Raw genomic sequence first — 16,710 nt, 5'->3', positions numbered from 1 at the left:
AATCTCAAGAAACAAAAAAGGCCTTTTAATAAAGGCCCATTTATGTCTTTAATTTACCATTCTCTGTGCTTCCCGTAATTGATAAGTACGCACTTTTCTTGGTAGAAATCGGCGAATTTCATCTTCATTATAACCAACTTGTAGGCGTTTTTCATCAATGATAATAGGTCGACGCAATAAACCAGGGTTTTCTTTAATTAACTTAAATAAATCCTGTAATGGCATAGTATCCAAATTAACATCTAATTTTTGAAACGTTTTTGAACGAGTTGAAATAATTTCGTCTGTTCCATCTTCCGTCATTCGTAAAATTTCCTTAATCTCTTCCATTGTTAATGGTTCAGAAAAGATATTTCTTTCTTTGTATGGAATATCATGCTCTTCTAACCATGACTTAGCTTTTCGACATGATGTGCAACTTGGTGAAGTGTATAGTGTTACCATTAATCTTCACACTCCTCTATTATTTACGAAACTAAATTCGATATATAGCAAACCCCAAATTATAATTATTATAAAAAAGGAATTTATATTATTAATTATACACTACAAATTCTAAAAAAGATATCCTTTTTTCAAAAATAATCATAAGGGCACTATTGGGAAAAATACTTCCCTACATATAAATAAACGAATAATTTACAAAAAGGTTTCAACAAATTTTAATTTTCCTTTCATTATTTTTTTCTCAACTAAAAAAATTTACTTTTTAATGTTCGTTTCTTCATAAATTTCTAATTATTAATTATTTCTTATCTACAATACAACTCATTCTCAATTAGTTAAACAAATTGAAAACGTATTCATTTATTCGTCTTTAACCCCATATTTTCTCTTTCATTAAGTGGTAAAATCTTTTAAAATAAAAGTTGGGGGAACTTTATTTAATTTAATGAAAATTCGCTCACAATGGAGGGACATGAATGGGTGCTTACATAACTGATTTAACAGTAGTTGCTATTTTAATTATTGGACTCACCGCAGTGATGGGTGTAATTTTAAATAGCATTGGCGAAAAGGTTTTTGGTGGGAAACACCGCAGTGAATATGTAGATCAAAGCGCAAGATTTCAAACCGGATGGAAAGCCGTTGGTGGTAAAAGAAAATAATATTTAAAAATTAAGGATATACAAATAGCAAGTAGAGAGTCTGTTTGTTATGCGTCTCTCAGCTTACCTAACCCATTTTCAAGTCAAAATTTTTATCTTAGAAATAAAACGATCTCATTTTGAGATCGTTTTATTTTGATTGTGATTGATATTTTCTAAATTCCTTTTCCGAACATAATACAAAATGGCCTGGAGTTACTTCTCTAAATTCTACTGGTTCGTTTTCTTCGTAATTATGGTCAGCAGGATTATATGTTTTCCGCTTTCGTGTACGCTCACTTATTGGGTCTGGTACAGGAATAGCCGATAAAAGAGATTGTGTATATGGATGAAGCGGATTACGATACAATTCTTCTGCCGGCGCCAGCTCTACCATTTTACCAAAATACATGACACCAATTCGATCACTGATATATTTTACCATCGAAAGGTCGTGAGCGATAAAAAGATAGGTTAGTCCTTTTTCTTTTTGCAATTTTTTCATTAAATTTACAACTTGAGCTTGGATCGAAACGTCCAAGGCTGATATTGGTTCATCCGCAATAATAAATTCCGGATCTACAGCAAGAGCACGTGCAATGCCAATACGTTGACGCTGACCTCCAGAAAATTCATGGGGATAGCGATTGGCATGTTCTCTGTTTAATCCAACCGTTTCTAGCAGTTCATATACTTTGTTCATTCGGTCTTCTTTGGATTTTGCTAGGCCATGTATATCAATTCCTTCAGCAATGACATCGGCTATTTTCAATCGAGGATTTAATGATGCATATGGATCCTGAAAAATCATTTGCATTTTTCGATTAAATTGCTTTAATTCTTTTTTTGTTTTTTTACCATGAACATTGACACCGTCGTAAAGGACTTCGCCGCCAGTAGCATCATATAATCGAATAATTGTGCGCCCTGTAGTAGACTTTCCACAACCTGACTCGCCTACAAGCCCTAAAACTTCACCTTTATATATATCAAATGAAACATTATCGACTGCCCTTACTTCATTGGGTTTCCCAACATTAAAGTATTGCTTTAAATTTCTAATTTCAAGTAATTTTTTTCTTTCACCCATCTATTTTCCCCCCTTTACACCAACAAATTGATTTCTTCGCCTTTTAACCGCTTCAGGAGGTTCGACTTTTGGTGCATCAGGATGTAAAAGCCATGTTGCTGCATAATGGGTATCAGATACCTTAAAGAATGGTGGCTCCTGTTCTAAATCAATTTTCATTACATAAGGATTCCTTGGTGCAAACGCATCCCCTTTTGGAGGATCCAATAGATCTGGAGGAGTTCCCGGAATGGAATATAACTCTTCATCATTTGTTTCCATATCAGGCATTGAACTAATTAACCCCCATGTATATGGGTGCTGAGGATTATAGAAAATTTCATCCGCAGTACCTATTTCCACAATTTTACCACCATACATAACCGCCACACGGTCAGCAACATTGGCAACTACACCAAGATCATGAGTGATGAAGATGATCGAAGTATCGATTTTCCGTTGGAGATCCTTCATCAACTCAAGAATTTGTGCTTGAATAGTTACATCTAGTGCAGTTGTAGGCTCATCAGCGATAAGGACCTTTGGATTACATGCCAATGCGATGGCAATAACAACCCGTTGTCTCATCCCGCCAGAAAATTGATGTGGATATTGATCTACACGAATTTCCGGTTTTGGAATCCCAACCAATTTTAATAATTCAATAGCCCTCTCTCTAGCAGCAGCTTTACTTAATTTCTGATGTTTAATTAATGGCTCCATGATTTGACTTCCAATTTTCATTGTGGGATTTAATGAAGTCATTGGGTCTTGGAAAATCATAGAGATGTCTTTACCACGAATTTTTTGCATTTGTTTATCTGTTAATTTAGTTAAATCTTTACCTTCAAAAAGAATTTGGCCACTTTTTATTTCTGAATTATGTTCCGGAAGTAATCGCATAATAGATTTCGTTGTTACGGATTTTCCAGAACCCGATTCACCAACAATCGCCAAAGTTTCTCCCTTTCGTAAATCAAAAGATACTCCTCTAATTGCTTTTACTTCACCCGCAAACGTGTGAAAAGATATATATAAATCTTTAACTTCTAAAACTTTTTCCACTACCATTCACCTACCTTCTAATCACGCATTTTTGGATCTAGTGCATCCCTTAAACCGTCAGCTACCAGGTTGAAACATACCATGATTAACGCAATCATAATAGACGGAATAATCATCTGATACGGAAACGCAATCATAGATTTAAATCCATCATCAACTAAGGTTCCCAAGGAAGCAAACGGTTCTTGTAAACCTAATCCAATAAAGCTTAAAAATGCTTCAAAGAAAATAGCATTCGGTATGGAAAACATAGTATTAATGATTATAACGCCAAACATATTAGGGATCATATGTTTAAAAACAATAGATGTATCAGATGCACCTAAAGTTTTTGATGCTAGAACGAATTCTTGATTTTTAAATTTCAATACTTGAGCACGTACTACGCGTGCCATGCTTGTCCAACCTGTAATGGTTAGAGCTATAACAATTGGAATAATACCTGGTTTCAGCACTAATATCATTAATACAACGATAATCAAATTCGGAATACCTACGAGCACTTCAATGATACGCTGCATGACACTATCTACGCGTCCACCTATATATCCAGATATCGCACCATATGCGACTCCAATGATCATATCGATTACGGCTGCCAAAAAGGCAATCAAGAGGGAAATTTGAGTCCCCTTCCATACACGTGCAAAAATGTCACGGCCTAAACTATCAGTACCAAACCAGTAATAGGCATCGATATTGCGAGCCTCATAGGCATTATATTCTGTTCCGTTCCTCCTAGTTAATGTACCATCGAATGGAAGCCAATGGATATTTTCTAACCCTTGAATTCTCGGAGGAAGGTTGTTATGTTTCGTATTTTGATGATCGAAATCATATGGTGTAAGCATGGGCCCAACAAATGCCATGATGATGATAATGGCCAAAATAATCATACTTGTTACGGCACCTTTATTTTTCCGGACGCGAAGCCATGCGTCCTGCCAAAAGTTTAAACTTGGTTTAGCAATTTTTTCGCTTTTTGAAGGGTCAATATGGGCGGGTTGAAACATATCTTTAATTATGACATTTTCTTTATTGATCATTTAGCTTTCCCCCCCGTAATACGAATACGTGGATCAATAATTCCGTATAATATATCAACAACTAAAATAACAACAACGAATAATAGCGCAAATAATAGATTTGTTCCCATGATGACCGGATAATCGTTTGTTGCAATTGATTTAACAAATTGCTCCCCTAAACCAGGAATAGAAAAAATCTTCTCAATAACGAGGGAGCCAGTCATTAAGCTAACTGCTAATGGTCCCAATACTGTAACAACTGGAATCAAAGCATTTCTTAGAGCATGTTTTACACTAATTTGCCAATAACTTGCACCTTTTGCTTTTGCTAAAGTTATATAGTCTGAACCTAATACTTCAATCATCTCAGTTCGCATAAAACGTGCAGAAATTGATAGCGGGAACATCGCAAGTGCAATAGTCGGAAGGATAGTATATTCAGGTCCTCTCCATAACATAACTGGAAGCCAACCTAGTTTCACAGCAATATAATATTGTAGTAATCCAGCGAAAATAAATGAAGGAATAGATTTTCCGACAACTGCTAGAAATGTTGAAGTATAGTCGATCCATGAATTTTGCTTTAAAGCAGCAATGGCCCCTAAGAAAATTCCAATTAAGGAACCTAAAATCATAGCCTGCAAACCTAAGACAGCTGATGGGCCAATTCGATTTCCTATAAGTTCTGTTACAGGGGTATTATTAAATTGGAAGGAAACTCCTAAATCACCCTTTACAAGATTAGACATGTATTTAAAATATTGAACAGGCACGGGGTCATTTAGCCCATATTTTTCCAAAAGTAAATTCTGTTGGAATTCACTTAACTTCTCAAAGTTATTAAACGGGCTTCCGGGTATTAACTTCATGAGGAAAAAAGTTACTGTTGCAACGATAAATAATGTGATAAACATATAGATTAAGCGTTGCCCTAAGTATTTAACCATGCCCACACCTCCTAATTCATTAAATTTTCGCCATTTTTCGACAATTCCAATACAGGTAAAAAGAGAGTATATTTTTTGAATATACTCTCTTTTTAGTTATTGGTTTAGCTTATTCTGTAATTTTAATCCATTGGTAACTATAGTCTGGACCAAAGGCATGATGTGCGAAGCCTTTTACTTTTGGATTAATTAACAGGTTAACTGAACGCTGATACATTGGAGCAAGAGCTGCATCTTCTTCTAATAGAAGTTTCTCTGCATCTTGTAATGTTTTCCAACGTTTTGCCAAATCAGTATCTTCGTTTGCAGATTGAATCATCTTGTCAAACTCAGGGTTACTGTATTCCATATTGTTATGGCTTCCGTCTGTTAGCCATAAATCCATGAATGTCATTGGGTCAGCATAGTCAGGACCCCATCCACCAAATAATAAGTCATAATCTTTATTGTTTTCACGATCAATACGAATCTTGAATGGTACTGCTTCAATGTTAAGTTTTAACCCTGGAAGGTTTTTCTCCAACTGATCCTTAACAAATGCATCTGTTAATTTTGAAGTCTCAGTGTCTTGACCAACATATGTTAAAGTAATTTCTTTAACACCAAGTTCTTGTAATCCTTTTTCCCAAAGTTTTTTTGCTTCTTCTTTATTAGGTTTTAAGTATTCTCCTGCACCTTCGCGGAAATCCTTGTCTTCAAAGAATGTAAATCCTTTTGGAACAACAAAGTTTGCAGGAATAGATCCATTTGCTAATACGTCATCAACAAGAGCTTGCTTATCAACAGATAGAGCAATTGCGCGACGAATATTTTCATTTTTAAGTGCTGGATTAGTTTGATTCATTTTAATCCAGAAGATAGATGGTTCTTGGTAACGTAATAATGCTGGGTCCCCTTCATATTGTGAAAGGATTGCAGCTTGTGCAAGCTTCGGTGTAATGTCTGCTTCACCTGCAGTAAATGCATTAGCAGATGCTTGCGGATCTTTAGAAACGTTAAAGTTAATCTTAGTTAAAGTAACTTCTTTTGCATTCCAGTAATTTTCATTCTTTTCTAATACCCACTCAGTTGCAGTAGGACCATCCCATTTAGTCATTTTGAATGGGCCGTTTGATAATAAGTTCGCTGCAGTCTTAGCGTAGTTACCACCTTGAGCTTCTACGAACTTTTGGTTTTGTGGATAGAATAATGGGAATGTTAAGTATGATTCAATGTATGGTATTGGTCTTTCTAATGTAATTTCTAATGTGTGATCATCTAGTGCTTTAATACCTAGATCTTCAATTTTTGCTTCTCCTTTTACAATTGCAGAGGCATTTTTAATTTTGCCTTCCATGAAGTATGGACCATATGGAGAAGCTGTATCTGGGTTGATCGCACGTTGCCATGCATATACAAAATCATGTGCAGTAACAGGAGAGCCATCAGCCCATTTTACATCTTTCTTCAATTTAATTGTCAGCACTGTTTTGTCTTCATTATATTCTGGCATTCCATCAGCAACACCTGGAATAACTTTTTGCTCAGGGTCTAGACGATATAGACCTTCCATAGTAGCAGCAATCATCGTAAATCCAATAGTGTCTTCTGCTAATACGCTATCCATAGCAGGAATCTCAGATGATTCAAGGACATTTAGTACTTGTTCAGCAGCTAATTTTTCTTTAGTCTCTTTGCTGCCTTCTTTTTTCTCTGTCCCTTCTTGTTTATTGCCGCCACATGCTGCCAAGAACATGCTTAACACTAGCGATAAAACAAGAAGTAGTGAAAGTTTCGATTTTTTCACTAGTAGTAGACCTCCCTTTTCTATTATTCTGAAAAATTACTACATTCTCTATTATACATATTTTCAATCAGTTGTACATTACTTTTTGAAAATTAATTTAAAACTTTCAAATTTTTATTAAAAGTTGAATTTCTATTCACTGTGTTATATTTTATAGTTATTAAGGAAAATTCACTAAAAACCTTAATAAATCAATGTTTTGGAGGATTAAATGTGTATTATCGATTGAGGAAAAGAATCGCATTGATAGCGTTTACACAACTTTTTATTATGATTTTGTCTTTAATTATGTACCATAATATTTCGATTCTAAGCTATATCAATATATCTTTTTATATTAGTTCGGCCTTACTGCTAACTTCCTTACTTGTTTATACGATACAAAGCGGGTTTTTTGACACCATTTCAAAGTCCTTTAATCTAGCATTTTCAAAAGGTGATAAAAATAGAAAGTTTCATGAGATCCCTGGTATATCAGAACTCATAACTTTTGATAATAAGCCCCTATTTTTTTATGGATTTGTAAATTTTCTATTAATGTTGATAGCTCTGGCTTTTTATTATTTGTAATACCTTGCAATCAAATATGTCATTGCTTTATAATGAGTTATAATTTAATGAATATATTGGCGATGATAAAGAGTAGTAAGTATCATCTTTCGCTTCAGAGAGTTTGTGGGTGGTGTAAACAAACGCGAAAATGATTCCGAATGGACTTTGGAGCCTCTTTCCGAAATTTTAATCCAGCGGGATTGAAACAGTAGGAGTAGACGTTATCCTTGCGTTAAAAGGAATCCAAATGAAATTTGGAACTAAGTGACTCAATTTTGAGTAATTAGGGTGGTACCGCGAGCCATTCGTCCCTAAAAAACGGGATGAATGGCTTTTTTATTTATAGAGAAATTTAAGTAATTATAGGAGGTCAATCATGAAGACGATTTTTTCAGGTATTCAACCAAGTGGCACCATTACACTTGGGAACTATATCGGAGCTTTAAAACAATTTGTGGAGCTTCAAAACGAATATAATTGCTACTTTTGTATTGTTGACCAGCACGCCATTACGGTTCCACAGGATCCAGTAGCACTTCGAAAAAACATTCGAAGCCTTGCTGCTTTGTATATTGCTGTAGGTATCGATCCAGATAAAGCAACTTTGTTTATCCAATCTGAAGTACCTGCCCATGCGCAAGCAGGTTGGATTATGCAGTGTATATCATATATTGGTGAACTCGAGCGGATGACACAATTTAAAGATAAATCAGCTGGTAAAGAGGCAGTATCCGCCAGTTTGTTAACCTATCCTCCATTGATGGCAGCGGACATTTTGCTTTACAATGCTGATCTTGTACCAGTAGGGGAGGATCAAAAGCAACATTTAGAGTTGACGCGTGATTTAGCAGAGAGATTCAATAAAAAGTATCGGGATATTTTAACGATTCCAGATGTACGCATTCCTGAAGTTGGAGCAAGAATTATGTCTCTCCAAGACCCGACCAAAAAAATGAGTAAATCAGACCCAAACCAAAAAGCATTTCTTTCCTTGCTTGATGAACCTAAGCAGATTGAGAAAAAAATAAAGAGTGCTGTGACTGATTCAGAAGGAATCGTAAAATATGACAAAGTAAATAAACCAGGAATATCAAATCTTTTATCCATTTACTCTATTTTAGGTGGTAAATCCATTTCTGAGTTAGAGGAAATGTACCAAGGAAAAGGCTATGGAGATTTCAAAAGCGACTTGGCAGAAGTTGTTGTCAATGCTTTTAAACCAATTCAAGACAAGTATTATGAATTAATAAATTCTAGTGAACTTGATGATATTTTGGACCGTGGTGCTGAAAAAGCCAATAAAGTGGCAAGCAAAACACTGAAAAAGATGGAAAATGCCATGGGATTAGGAAGAAAAAAACGTTAGTAAATAAAAAAGGCATATAACCTTTTCCAAAAAGTGATCACATTCAGTCTTGCATAGATAAACTTCCTGAGATTCAATAAAAAAAGCCTGCATCAAATGGTATGACGGTCATACCATTTGGTGCAGGCAATTAGTTTACTTTCGGACCATGTTCCATTTCCCAAAGTTTTTCGAAAAACGGTTGTCCTTTTATTAAATTTTCACAAAATGTTTCATGCTTTTTGGACCATCCATATTTAATTGCTTCATAGAGCTGTTCCCATGCTTCCGTAAAATTCATTTCCTGTATCTTTGAATAGTTCTCAGGGCACCATTCTGTATACCAGTAACGAATTTCAGCTTCATTATTGGATGATAGCAATTGGTCAAGAGCCATAAATAATAGTTGCTTTAATTGCCGTTCTTTCCTTGTTAGTCCTATCATTAATAATGGATCAGGAGACAAAATATGAAAATCCTTTTTATTTTGCTGCTGATTAAAGTTATATTTTTTTACCTCTTGTGTAGTGATCATTTCGTATACTAGCTGTTCCTGTCTAGGAATTAATCTACTTTTTCGAATTGGAATTTTATACCCTATTGTATCAACTGCCAAGATCCCCATCCCATCTGTGACGACAAAACAATAGTCGAGTTGAATCCTTTCATGATTTTTTCTAAGATATGCTTTTTGATAGATATCATCTAAAAGTTGTTGAGGTAATTCAGATAAGTCATTTTCAATATAGTTAAACAGAATCGGCTCGACCTTTAATAGAGGTACTTGATCTAGTAGTTCAACACCATCATCTTTTCGCCATTCATGAAAATGGCAAACATTATAACCGTTTTCTTCTCCCTCAAACCAATTCACCCATACGTCATGAAGATATAACATTGCTAAATCCCTCACTTCAAGTAACTATTTGTCAATCAGTATGGGCAGTGATTAGTTAAATTATTCCTTTATATATATTTTGCTCCAATGATACTAGTTGAAATCTGCGCAACAAAAAAATCTACCATATATGGATGGCAGATTCTTTATCTTTTGGATTTAGGATTGAAAGCATCCTTTAACCCTTCGCCAATAAAGTTTATTGACAAAATAGTCAAGGTGATTAATAGTGCCGGCGGAACCCAAATCCAAAGTTTGTATTGTAATACATCTGGTTCGTTTGCTGAATTTAACATATTTCCCCAGCTAGGAACTTCCTGTGGGACACCAAAACCAAGGTAACTTAATGCAGACTCAATCACAATCATTGTTGCAAATGTTATTGTTGCTTGTACAATAATCGTGGATAATATATTAGGTAGTAGATGTTTAATAATAACTTTCGCCGGAGAGCAGCCGATTGAAATTGCAGCAGTAATATACTCATTTTCTTTTTCCGAGAGAATTTTACTTCTAACAATCCTTGCAACACCTCCCCAATAAAGAAGGCTAATCACTGCGATTAAAACCCACAAACCACTTACTTTGCCGAAGAGTATAGCATTAATTACAATAACAAAAACGAGAAAAGGAAAGTTTAAAATAAAGTCTGTAAATCTCATTAACAAACTATCAATGATTCCTCCAAAATAACCAGCTATCGATCCAATTAGTGTGCCGATAAAAACCACAAAAAAAGTGCAACTAATCCCCACTAAAAGTGAAATTCGCCCGCCATATAACAATCTTGTAAAAACATCTCGGCCTGATTTATCCGTTCCTAGCCAATGTTCACTTGATGGTTTTAAAGACATTTGACCAATATTCACTTTTGTTATATCGGCCGTCGTTATATACGGTGCAAGAAAAGAAACAATGGCAACAATCACGAGAAAAATAAGACTAATCATAGCTAGTTTATTTCTTAAAAATTTTTTTCTAGCCATCGCTAATGGTGATAAACTTTTTTTTGGGGATACTTGTGTAATATTTGCATCCTTTTGAGTAACAATCTGCATCCTTTTTCCCCCCTAATCCAACCTTATTCTCGGATCTACCACACCATATAAAATATCTGCTACAAGATTACCGATTAGTGTAATTAATGAAAAAAGCATGGTTAACGTCATTAAAACTGGATAATCTCTTGTTCCAACAGATTGTAAGAAAAGTTGGCCCAAACCAGGATAAGTAAATATCGTTTCTGTAATAATGGCACCACTAATAATGGAAACAAGATCAAAACCTAAGAAAGTTACTAGTGGAATAATCGAATTCCTAAGTATATGCACATTATATATTTTGCTTTCAGGAGTACCTTTCGCTCGTGCAGTCCGAACAAAATCCTTTCGACTGTTTTCAATAATATCGTTTCGCAAAAATTGTGTATAACTAGCTATATTTAAAAAGGCAAGAACAAACGCCGGTAAAATAACATGATGAAATCTACTTAACCAATATTCAATGGTCCCTTCTTTCATACCAATACCTATCGAACCATTTGAGGGAAACCATCCAAGTTTATAGGAAAAAAAGTAAATGGCGAAAACACCTGCAACAAAGGAAGGGATGGATAAACCTAAATAGTTAAATGTTCCAATCAGATTATCACCTAGGGTGTAGGGTTTTCTGCCTGCATACATCCCCATTAGAAATGCGAGTACATAGGTAATTAGTATAGAAGTGAATCCTAATAATAAGGTGTTGGGAAGCCGTTCTTTAATTACTTCAGAAACACTAATTTTGAAACGCGTTGATTTTCCAAAATCTCCTTGAATAAAATTAGTAATCCACCGGAAATATTGTTGAGGCAACGGATCATTATAGCCTAACTTTTCCCTCATTTCTGCAATATACTCAGGATTTGTATTTGTAGGATCTATTTCTCCACTAAAAGAGTCTCCTGGCATTAATCTGGCCAAGGTAAATATTACAATAGAGATCAGTAACAACATTGGAATCATGCCTAAAAACCTTCGAAATGCAAACTTTAGCATGTGCATTCTCCTTGTCTATTACTATGTGAAATACGAAGGTGAAAAAAGGGGAACAAAGGATAATTCCTTCGTTCCCTCACCATAATGGAGTTGTTGGAATAATTTTCTATATCTTACAACACCGTTGTCCCTTCTCTGTTAGTCAAAATTTATTGCTTAATCCACCATTCATGCGGACGGTTGTAACCAGATACATCAAATTTTACGCCTTGCACGCGTTTACTTACAGCCATCGTTTCTTCTAGTTCAGTAATTGGAAGAATTGGTAACTCTTCCATAAATAACTTTTGCCATTCAACATAAAGGTTTTTACGCTTTTCGTTATCAGTTCCAACAACACTAATATCCAGTGCTTGATCTAGTAATTTATCACTTTCTTCATTTACCCAGCGAGGATAATTCCATAAGTATTTTGATCCCCAAAGTGGAGTTGGATCTGGATCGGCACCAGTTGACCAGCCGCCGAAAAATACCTCCATAGATTTGTCTGCTTTATCAAGCAAATCGTAGTAAAGGTTTACATCCGTCATCGTTAATTTAGTTTTTAACCCTACTTCTTCCCAATATTGAGCAAGTGCTTTTGCACGAGCTTCAAATGTTGGGTTTTGGGTTGCATAGTGAGAAAAATTTATAACAAATTCCTTTCCATTTGGATCTTCACGATACCCATCGCCATTAACATCCTTATACCCGGCTTCATCTAATAATTTCTTTGCTTTGTTCGGATCATATTTATATTGTTTTAATTCTTTTTGATCTGCGGCAATCCAGTGATTGCTAGGAATTGGGCGGTTAACTGGCTTACCTACTCCAAAGAAGAATGCCTTAACCCATTCTTCCCGGTTTATTGCATAGTACATGGCTTCACGAAGTTTCTTGTCTTGATACTTAGGCTCGTTCATGACATTTTTCTCGCCATCCCAAGTACCAAGGCGGAAACCAACATAGTAATAGCTTACTCCTGGATACGTGATAGCTTCTACATTATCAAGCGCCTTTACCTGATCGATAATACTTGGATGAAAGGAAGTCATATCAAGTGTACCGTTCTTTAATTCACCTACAGAAAGAGAGGGGTCAATAACCTTAATGACGACTTTTTCAATATGAGGCTTTCCACCAAAGTAGTCATCAAAGCGTTCCATCTCAATGGACTCACCAGGAACAACTTTTGTTACCTTAAATGGTCCTAATCCTACGGGCTTCGTGCGGACAACTTCTGAGTTAAGCATATCTTTTACTTCAATTCCCTTAAATGCATTGCGATTCATTGGATATGTCCAAAGATTATCCAAGTTATTTACACGGGCTTTGTCAAATGTGATTTCAATATTGTAATCATCAATCACTTTAATGCCTTCGATTTTATCAGTTTTTCCATCACGGTAATCTTGGGCACCCACAATGTTTCTTACATTCTCAAAACGAGATCCTTCGTAATCTTTATTCGCAATTGTATATAATGCGAATTCCCAGTCTTTAACAGATAATTCGTCACCATTATGCCATTTAACACCCTTTTTAATTGTAAACTTAAATACTTTATTATCCTCTGTTGTCCAAGAAGCAATATGTGGTTGGGCCTTTAAATGTTCATCATAATCAATCAAGTTCTCATCGAAGAATTCTAGTACTTCATGATCAACTGCATCTTCATAAAATGTCCAGTTAAATAATCCTTTTGGCTGAGAATCAAGGGCATACACCAAAGTTCCTCCATCCTGCGGCTTATTAGACGTTTCCACTGATGATCCTTCTTTCTTATTTGTTCCCGCTTTATCATTGCTTGAACATGCAGTTAAAAATGCTGATAATACAAGTATGAATACTATAAGCCAATGCATCCTTGTCCGCTTCATTGTTTTCCCCCCTGTTTTTATTCATTAAGGATAAAGGTGGCAAGCTACTCTATGATTAGGTTTCACCTCCCTTAATGCTGGCTTGGAATTTAAACATTCCTCCATTGCTACAGGACAACGGGGATGGAATGGACATCCACTAGGTGGGTTGATTGGATTTGGTACATCACCTTTTAATATAATTCTTTCCTTCTTTCGTCTTGGATCCGGAGTAGGAATCGCTGAAATTAAAGCTTGTGTATATGGGTGCATTGGTTGTAAATAAAGACTATTTTTTTCAGCAATCTCAACCATGCTACCAAGATACATTACTCCTATTCGATCGCTCATATACTTTACAACACTTAAGTCATGAGCTATAAATAAGAAAGTTAAATCAAATTCTTCTTGTAAATCCTTTAATAGATTTAATACCTGTGATTGCACAGATACATCTAATGCTGATACCGGTTCATCAGCAATGATTAATTTAGGTCTTAACGCTAGAGCACGTGCAATCCCAATCCTTTGACGCTGACCGCCTGAAAACTCATGAGCATACTTGTAATAGGCATCCTGCGGCAAACCTACTTTCTCTAATAAATCCATTACTTCCTTTTTCAATTCGACTTTACTTTTTTTCATAAAATTATAGATTGGTTCAGCTATAATATCCCCTACCATTTGCATCGGGTTCAGAGAAGCATACGGGTCTTGAAATACCATTTGCATATCTTTTCGAATCTCTCTTAAAGATTTACCTGAAAGCCAAGTAATGTCCTTTCCATCAAAAATAATCTTTCCAGCAGTAGGCTTTAACAATCTTAGAATGGTTCTTCCTGCCGTTGATTTTCCGCAACCAGATTCTCCTACCAATCCAAGTGTTTCCCCTTTTTTTATCTCAAAAGAAATATCATCGACCGCTCTGACATGTCCAACTGTTCTTTTAAAAATGCCACCTTTTACAGGGTAATATGTTTTTAGATTCTGTATTTGCAATAAATTTTCATTTTGTGAGGATGGGGTCTCATTATTTCTATGTACAGTTATGTTTCTCACTACCTCACCTCTTCTCTTGGTTTACTAGTTTCATATTGGAGGCAGGCAACCTCATGACCTTCCTCATTTTCAGCTAACAGTGGGGTGGTTGTACTACATTCTGGCATCGCCATTGGGCAACGGTTTGCAAATCGGCAGCCTGAAGTTGGCATATTTATTAGAGATGGAACCATTCCTTGAATAGAACTTAGTCTTTCTTCTTCCTGGTCCATTTTCGGAATTGCTCCTAATAACAATGAGGTGTATGGATGTTTCGGATTATAGAACAATGAATCCACGTTTGTACGCTCTACAATTTTTCCCGCATACATAACCATTACTTCATCACACATCTCTGCAACGACGCCTAAATCATGGGTAATCAAGATAATCGCCATATCATTTACTTTTTGAATCTTTTTCAGTAATTCAAGAATTTGTGCCTGAACGGTTACATCTAGCGCAGTTGTTGGTTCATCGGCAATTAATAGTTTTGGTTGACAAGCAATAGCAATGGCAATCATGACCCTTTGTCTCATACCACCTGATAACTGGTGCGGATATTCATCAACAATTTTTTCAGGCCTAGAAATTCCCACACTTTTTAATAGTGCAATAGATTTCTGTCTTGCTTCCTTTTTTGATATTTTCATATGGTTAAAAAGAACTTCTTGAAGCTGATAACCGATTGTAAACACAGGATTAAGAGAAGTCATTGGCTCCTGAAAAATCATTGAAACATCCTTGCCTCTAATCTTATTCATTTGACTTTCTGACATATTTTCCAAATGGAATCCATCAAAAATGATTTCACCTGATTTTACTTTGCCAATTCCCTTTGGAAGCAATTGCATGATCGAAAGACTCATGACAGATTTCCCACAACCAGATTCACCGACAACACCGACTATTTGCCCTGGTTTCACTTTAAATGATACATTATCCACTGCATTATAATACGTTCCGTCAATTTCGAAGGCTGTCTGTAAATTTTTAACTTCGAGCAATATTTCCTCTTTAAATGAGTTTTTTACGCTCATAAGTACACCTTCTAACTTTTTGATTATTCAGTATATTCTTTACATTTATATAAAATGTTATTACAAATTTTTTACAAAAGCAAGATAGCATTATGTACTATGTATATTTACAGTTTCATAGAAAAAAAGCCCTATATTCAGGCTTTTTTACCTAATAATCTATGTCAGTCAATAAAATCCTCCGCTGGAATGTTAAAGGTTAGTTTTGTAGAAAAATTTCTGTTTTTAAAAAATTTCCCAACCAAATGATACCCAATTGCATATCCTAACAAAGGTGGAATTCTCCCTCCTCCAAAAAGCAGTTCATCGTGAATTCTTTCACCCTTCGTCTTATTCAGATGTTTTTTCAAATATTTGTCCCAATAAAAGAAAAGCTCCTTTTCCGAATACATACTACACCAATCGGCTATATATTTTCGTCCACAGTGATGTAAAACAGCGTATTCTGCCAGTCCTTCGATAATGAGAGAATCAAGTAAGGTATACTCATTCATTTTTTTCCCAAGTGCCCGAAGTCTACATACATGATGATATTCGTGAACAAAAAGTGCCTCGATTTCCATTGGATCGTCATAGTTTGAAAGAAATAAAAACATTTTATCGGGATATGATACCCCTGACTTATTCCTTTCTGTCCTCTTAATAAAAAAGCCCCTTCTTTCTTCTAATGGAAATAGAAACACTGGTATATCTGGTCCAGACCATAAATCCCTATATTTATTAAATAATCTTTCTACCATTTCCCATGCATTGTATTTCTTCATATGCTGAAAGTTTTTTTCAGACATCCGTGAAGGTCTGTACATTCTAAATTTTACAAGTTGTTGATAGATTCCTCTTACATTTTCCTCATTAAAATATGATTTTAATTTCTCACAGATTTTAAGAGGGTTATCGAAATCATTTTCTAACCATTGATCTGTCCGGATGACTCCCATTTCATCACCTCCATTTCTGACCATGACTACTTTTAACAGTTT

Annotated in this window: 16 protein-coding genes and 1 other annotated feature; of the genes, 3 read left to right on the top strand and 13 right to left on the bottom strand. The window is 35.4% G+C overall.

What is annotated here, in order from left to right; translation table 11 throughout:
• Positions 1 to 48: 48 nt before the first annotated feature.
• A complete protein-coding gene (spxA, locus tag G4Z05_RS08255) occupies positions 49 to 444 on the bottom strand; it encodes a transcriptional regulator SpxA (RefSeq protein WP_163251380.1) in 396 nt (131 codons plus the stop codon).
• A 479-nt stretch (positions 445 to 923) separates the two neighbouring features.
• On the opposite strand from spxA, the gene G4Z05_RS08250 reads away from it, so the two are divergent.
• Positions 924 to 1,109, top strand: a complete 186-nt coding sequence (locus tag G4Z05_RS08250) for a hypothetical protein (RefSeq protein ID WP_163251378.1) — start codon at positions 924 to 926, stop codon at positions 1,107 to 1,109.
• A gap of 130 nt (positions 1,110 to 1,239) precedes the next feature.
• Here G4Z05_RS08250 and G4Z05_RS08245 read toward each other — a convergent pair whose 3' ends face one another.
• The 5 genes from G4Z05_RS08245 to G4Z05_RS08225 form a co-directional block, all read right to left on the bottom strand.
• The gene (locus tag G4Z05_RS08245; protein ID WP_163251376.1) at positions 1,240 to 2,178 is read right to left on the bottom strand and encodes an ABC transporter ATP-binding protein; all 939 of its coding nucleotides are present in this window, start codon (positions 2,176 to 2,178) and stop codon (positions 1,240 to 1,242) included.
• A complete protein-coding gene (locus G4Z05_RS08240) occupies positions 2,179 to 3,222 on the bottom strand; it encodes an ABC transporter ATP-binding protein (protein ID WP_327989900.1) in 1,044 nt (347 codons plus the stop codon).
• A 17-nt stretch (positions 3,223 to 3,239) separates the two neighbouring features.
• Entirely contained in the window at positions 3,240 to 4,268 is a 1,029-nt protein-coding gene (gene opp3C, locus G4Z05_RS08235) for an oligopeptide ABC transporter permease (protein ID WP_163251373.1), read from the bottom strand.
• Complete coding sequence (gene opp3b, locus G4Z05_RS08230; RefSeq protein WP_163251372.1) at positions 4,265 to 5,197, bottom strand: oligopeptide ABC transporter permease; 933 nt, start codon at positions 5,195 to 5,197, stop codon at positions 4,265 to 4,267. The genes opp3C and opp3b overlap by 4 nt, the downstream gene beginning before the upstream one ends.
• Positions 5,198 to 5,306: 109 nt before the next feature.
• A complete protein-coding gene (locus tag G4Z05_RS08225) occupies positions 5,307 to 6,983 on the bottom strand; it encodes a peptide ABC transporter substrate-binding protein (RefSeq protein ID WP_163251371.1) in 1,677 nt (558 codons plus the stop codon).
• A 270-nt stretch (positions 6,984 to 7,253) separates the two neighbouring features.
• On the opposite strand from G4Z05_RS08225, the gene G4Z05_RS16700 reads away from it, so the two are divergent.
• Together G4Z05_RS16700 and trpS are read left to right on the top strand one after the other, a co-directional pair.
• Positions 7,254 to 7,553 carry a DUF3899 domain-containing protein gene (locus tag G4Z05_RS16700; RefSeq protein ID WP_395534382.1) on the top strand — a complete coding sequence of 100 codons (300 nt, stop codon included), beginning with the start codon at positions 7,254 to 7,256 and terminating at the stop codon, positions 7,551 to 7,553.
• Positions 7,554 to 7,606: 53 nt separating this feature from the next.
• Positions 7,607 to 7,851, top strand: a binding site (T-box leader).
• 60 nt (positions 7,852 to 7,911) lie between these two features.
• Positions 7,912 to 8,901, top strand: a complete 990-nt coding sequence (gene trpS, locus G4Z05_RS08215) for a tryptophan--tRNA ligase (RefSeq protein ID WP_205597485.1) — start codon at positions 7,912 to 7,914, stop codon at positions 8,899 to 8,901.
• A gap of 130 nt (positions 8,902 to 9,031) precedes the next feature.
• On the opposite strand, the gene G4Z05_RS08210 is transcribed toward trpS, so the two are convergent.
• From G4Z05_RS08210 to G4Z05_RS08180, 7 genes are all read right to left on the bottom strand, one after another.
• Positions 9,032 to 9,778 carry a YjbA family protein gene (locus G4Z05_RS08210; RefSeq protein WP_163251369.1) on the bottom strand — a complete coding sequence of 249 codons (747 nt, stop codon included), beginning with the start codon at positions 9,776 to 9,778 and terminating at the stop codon, positions 9,032 to 9,034.
• Positions 9,779 to 9,924: 146 nt separating this feature from the next.
• Positions 9,925 to 10,836, bottom strand: coding sequence for an oligopeptide ABC transporter permease (gene opp4C, locus G4Z05_RS08205; RefSeq protein WP_163251368.1), 912 nt, complete (start codon positions 10,834 to 10,836; stop codon positions 9,925 to 9,927).
• Positions 10,837 to 10,848: 12 nt separating this feature from the next.
• Complete coding sequence (opp4B, locus tag G4Z05_RS08200; RefSeq protein WP_163251367.1) at positions 10,849 to 11,814, bottom strand: oligopeptide ABC transporter permease; 966 nt, start codon at positions 11,812 to 11,814, stop codon at positions 10,849 to 10,851.
• Between the two features lie 149 nt (positions 11,815 to 11,963).
• Positions 11,964 to 13,673, bottom strand: a complete 1,710-nt coding sequence (gene opp4A, locus G4Z05_RS08195; RefSeq protein WP_163251366.1) for an oligopeptide ABC transporter substrate-binding protein — start codon at positions 13,671 to 13,673, stop codon at positions 11,964 to 11,966.
• 24 nt (positions 13,674 to 13,697) lie between these two features.
• On the bottom strand, positions 13,698 to 14,711 hold the full coding sequence (locus G4Z05_RS08190; RefSeq protein WP_163251365.1) for an ABC transporter ATP-binding protein: 1,014 nt from the start codon (positions 14,709 to 14,711) through the stop codon (positions 13,698 to 13,700).
• Complete coding sequence (locus tag G4Z05_RS08185; RefSeq protein WP_163251364.1) at positions 14,711 to 15,730, bottom strand: ABC transporter ATP-binding protein; 1,020 nt, start codon at positions 15,728 to 15,730, stop codon at positions 14,711 to 14,713. The genes G4Z05_RS08190 and G4Z05_RS08185 overlap by 1 nt, the downstream gene beginning before the upstream one ends.
• 164 nt (positions 15,731 to 15,894) lie before the next feature.
• Positions 15,895 to 16,668 (bottom strand): DUF2268 domain-containing putative Zn-dependent protease, encoded by a 774-nt coding sequence (locus G4Z05_RS08180; protein WP_163251363.1) that lies wholly within the window; start codon positions 16,666 to 16,668, stop codon positions 15,895 to 15,897.
• Positions 16,669 to 16,710 lie beyond the last annotated feature (42 nt).

Origin of the sequence: Neobacillus thermocopriae, from assembly GCF_010975035.1 — a bacterium.
GTDB classification, from domain to species: domain Bacteria; phylum Bacillota; class Bacilli; order Bacillales; family Cytobacillaceae; genus Neobacillus; species Neobacillus thermocopriae.
Note: the sequence above shows the minus strand (reverse complement) of the source record. Positions and strands in the feature narration are given on the sequence as shown.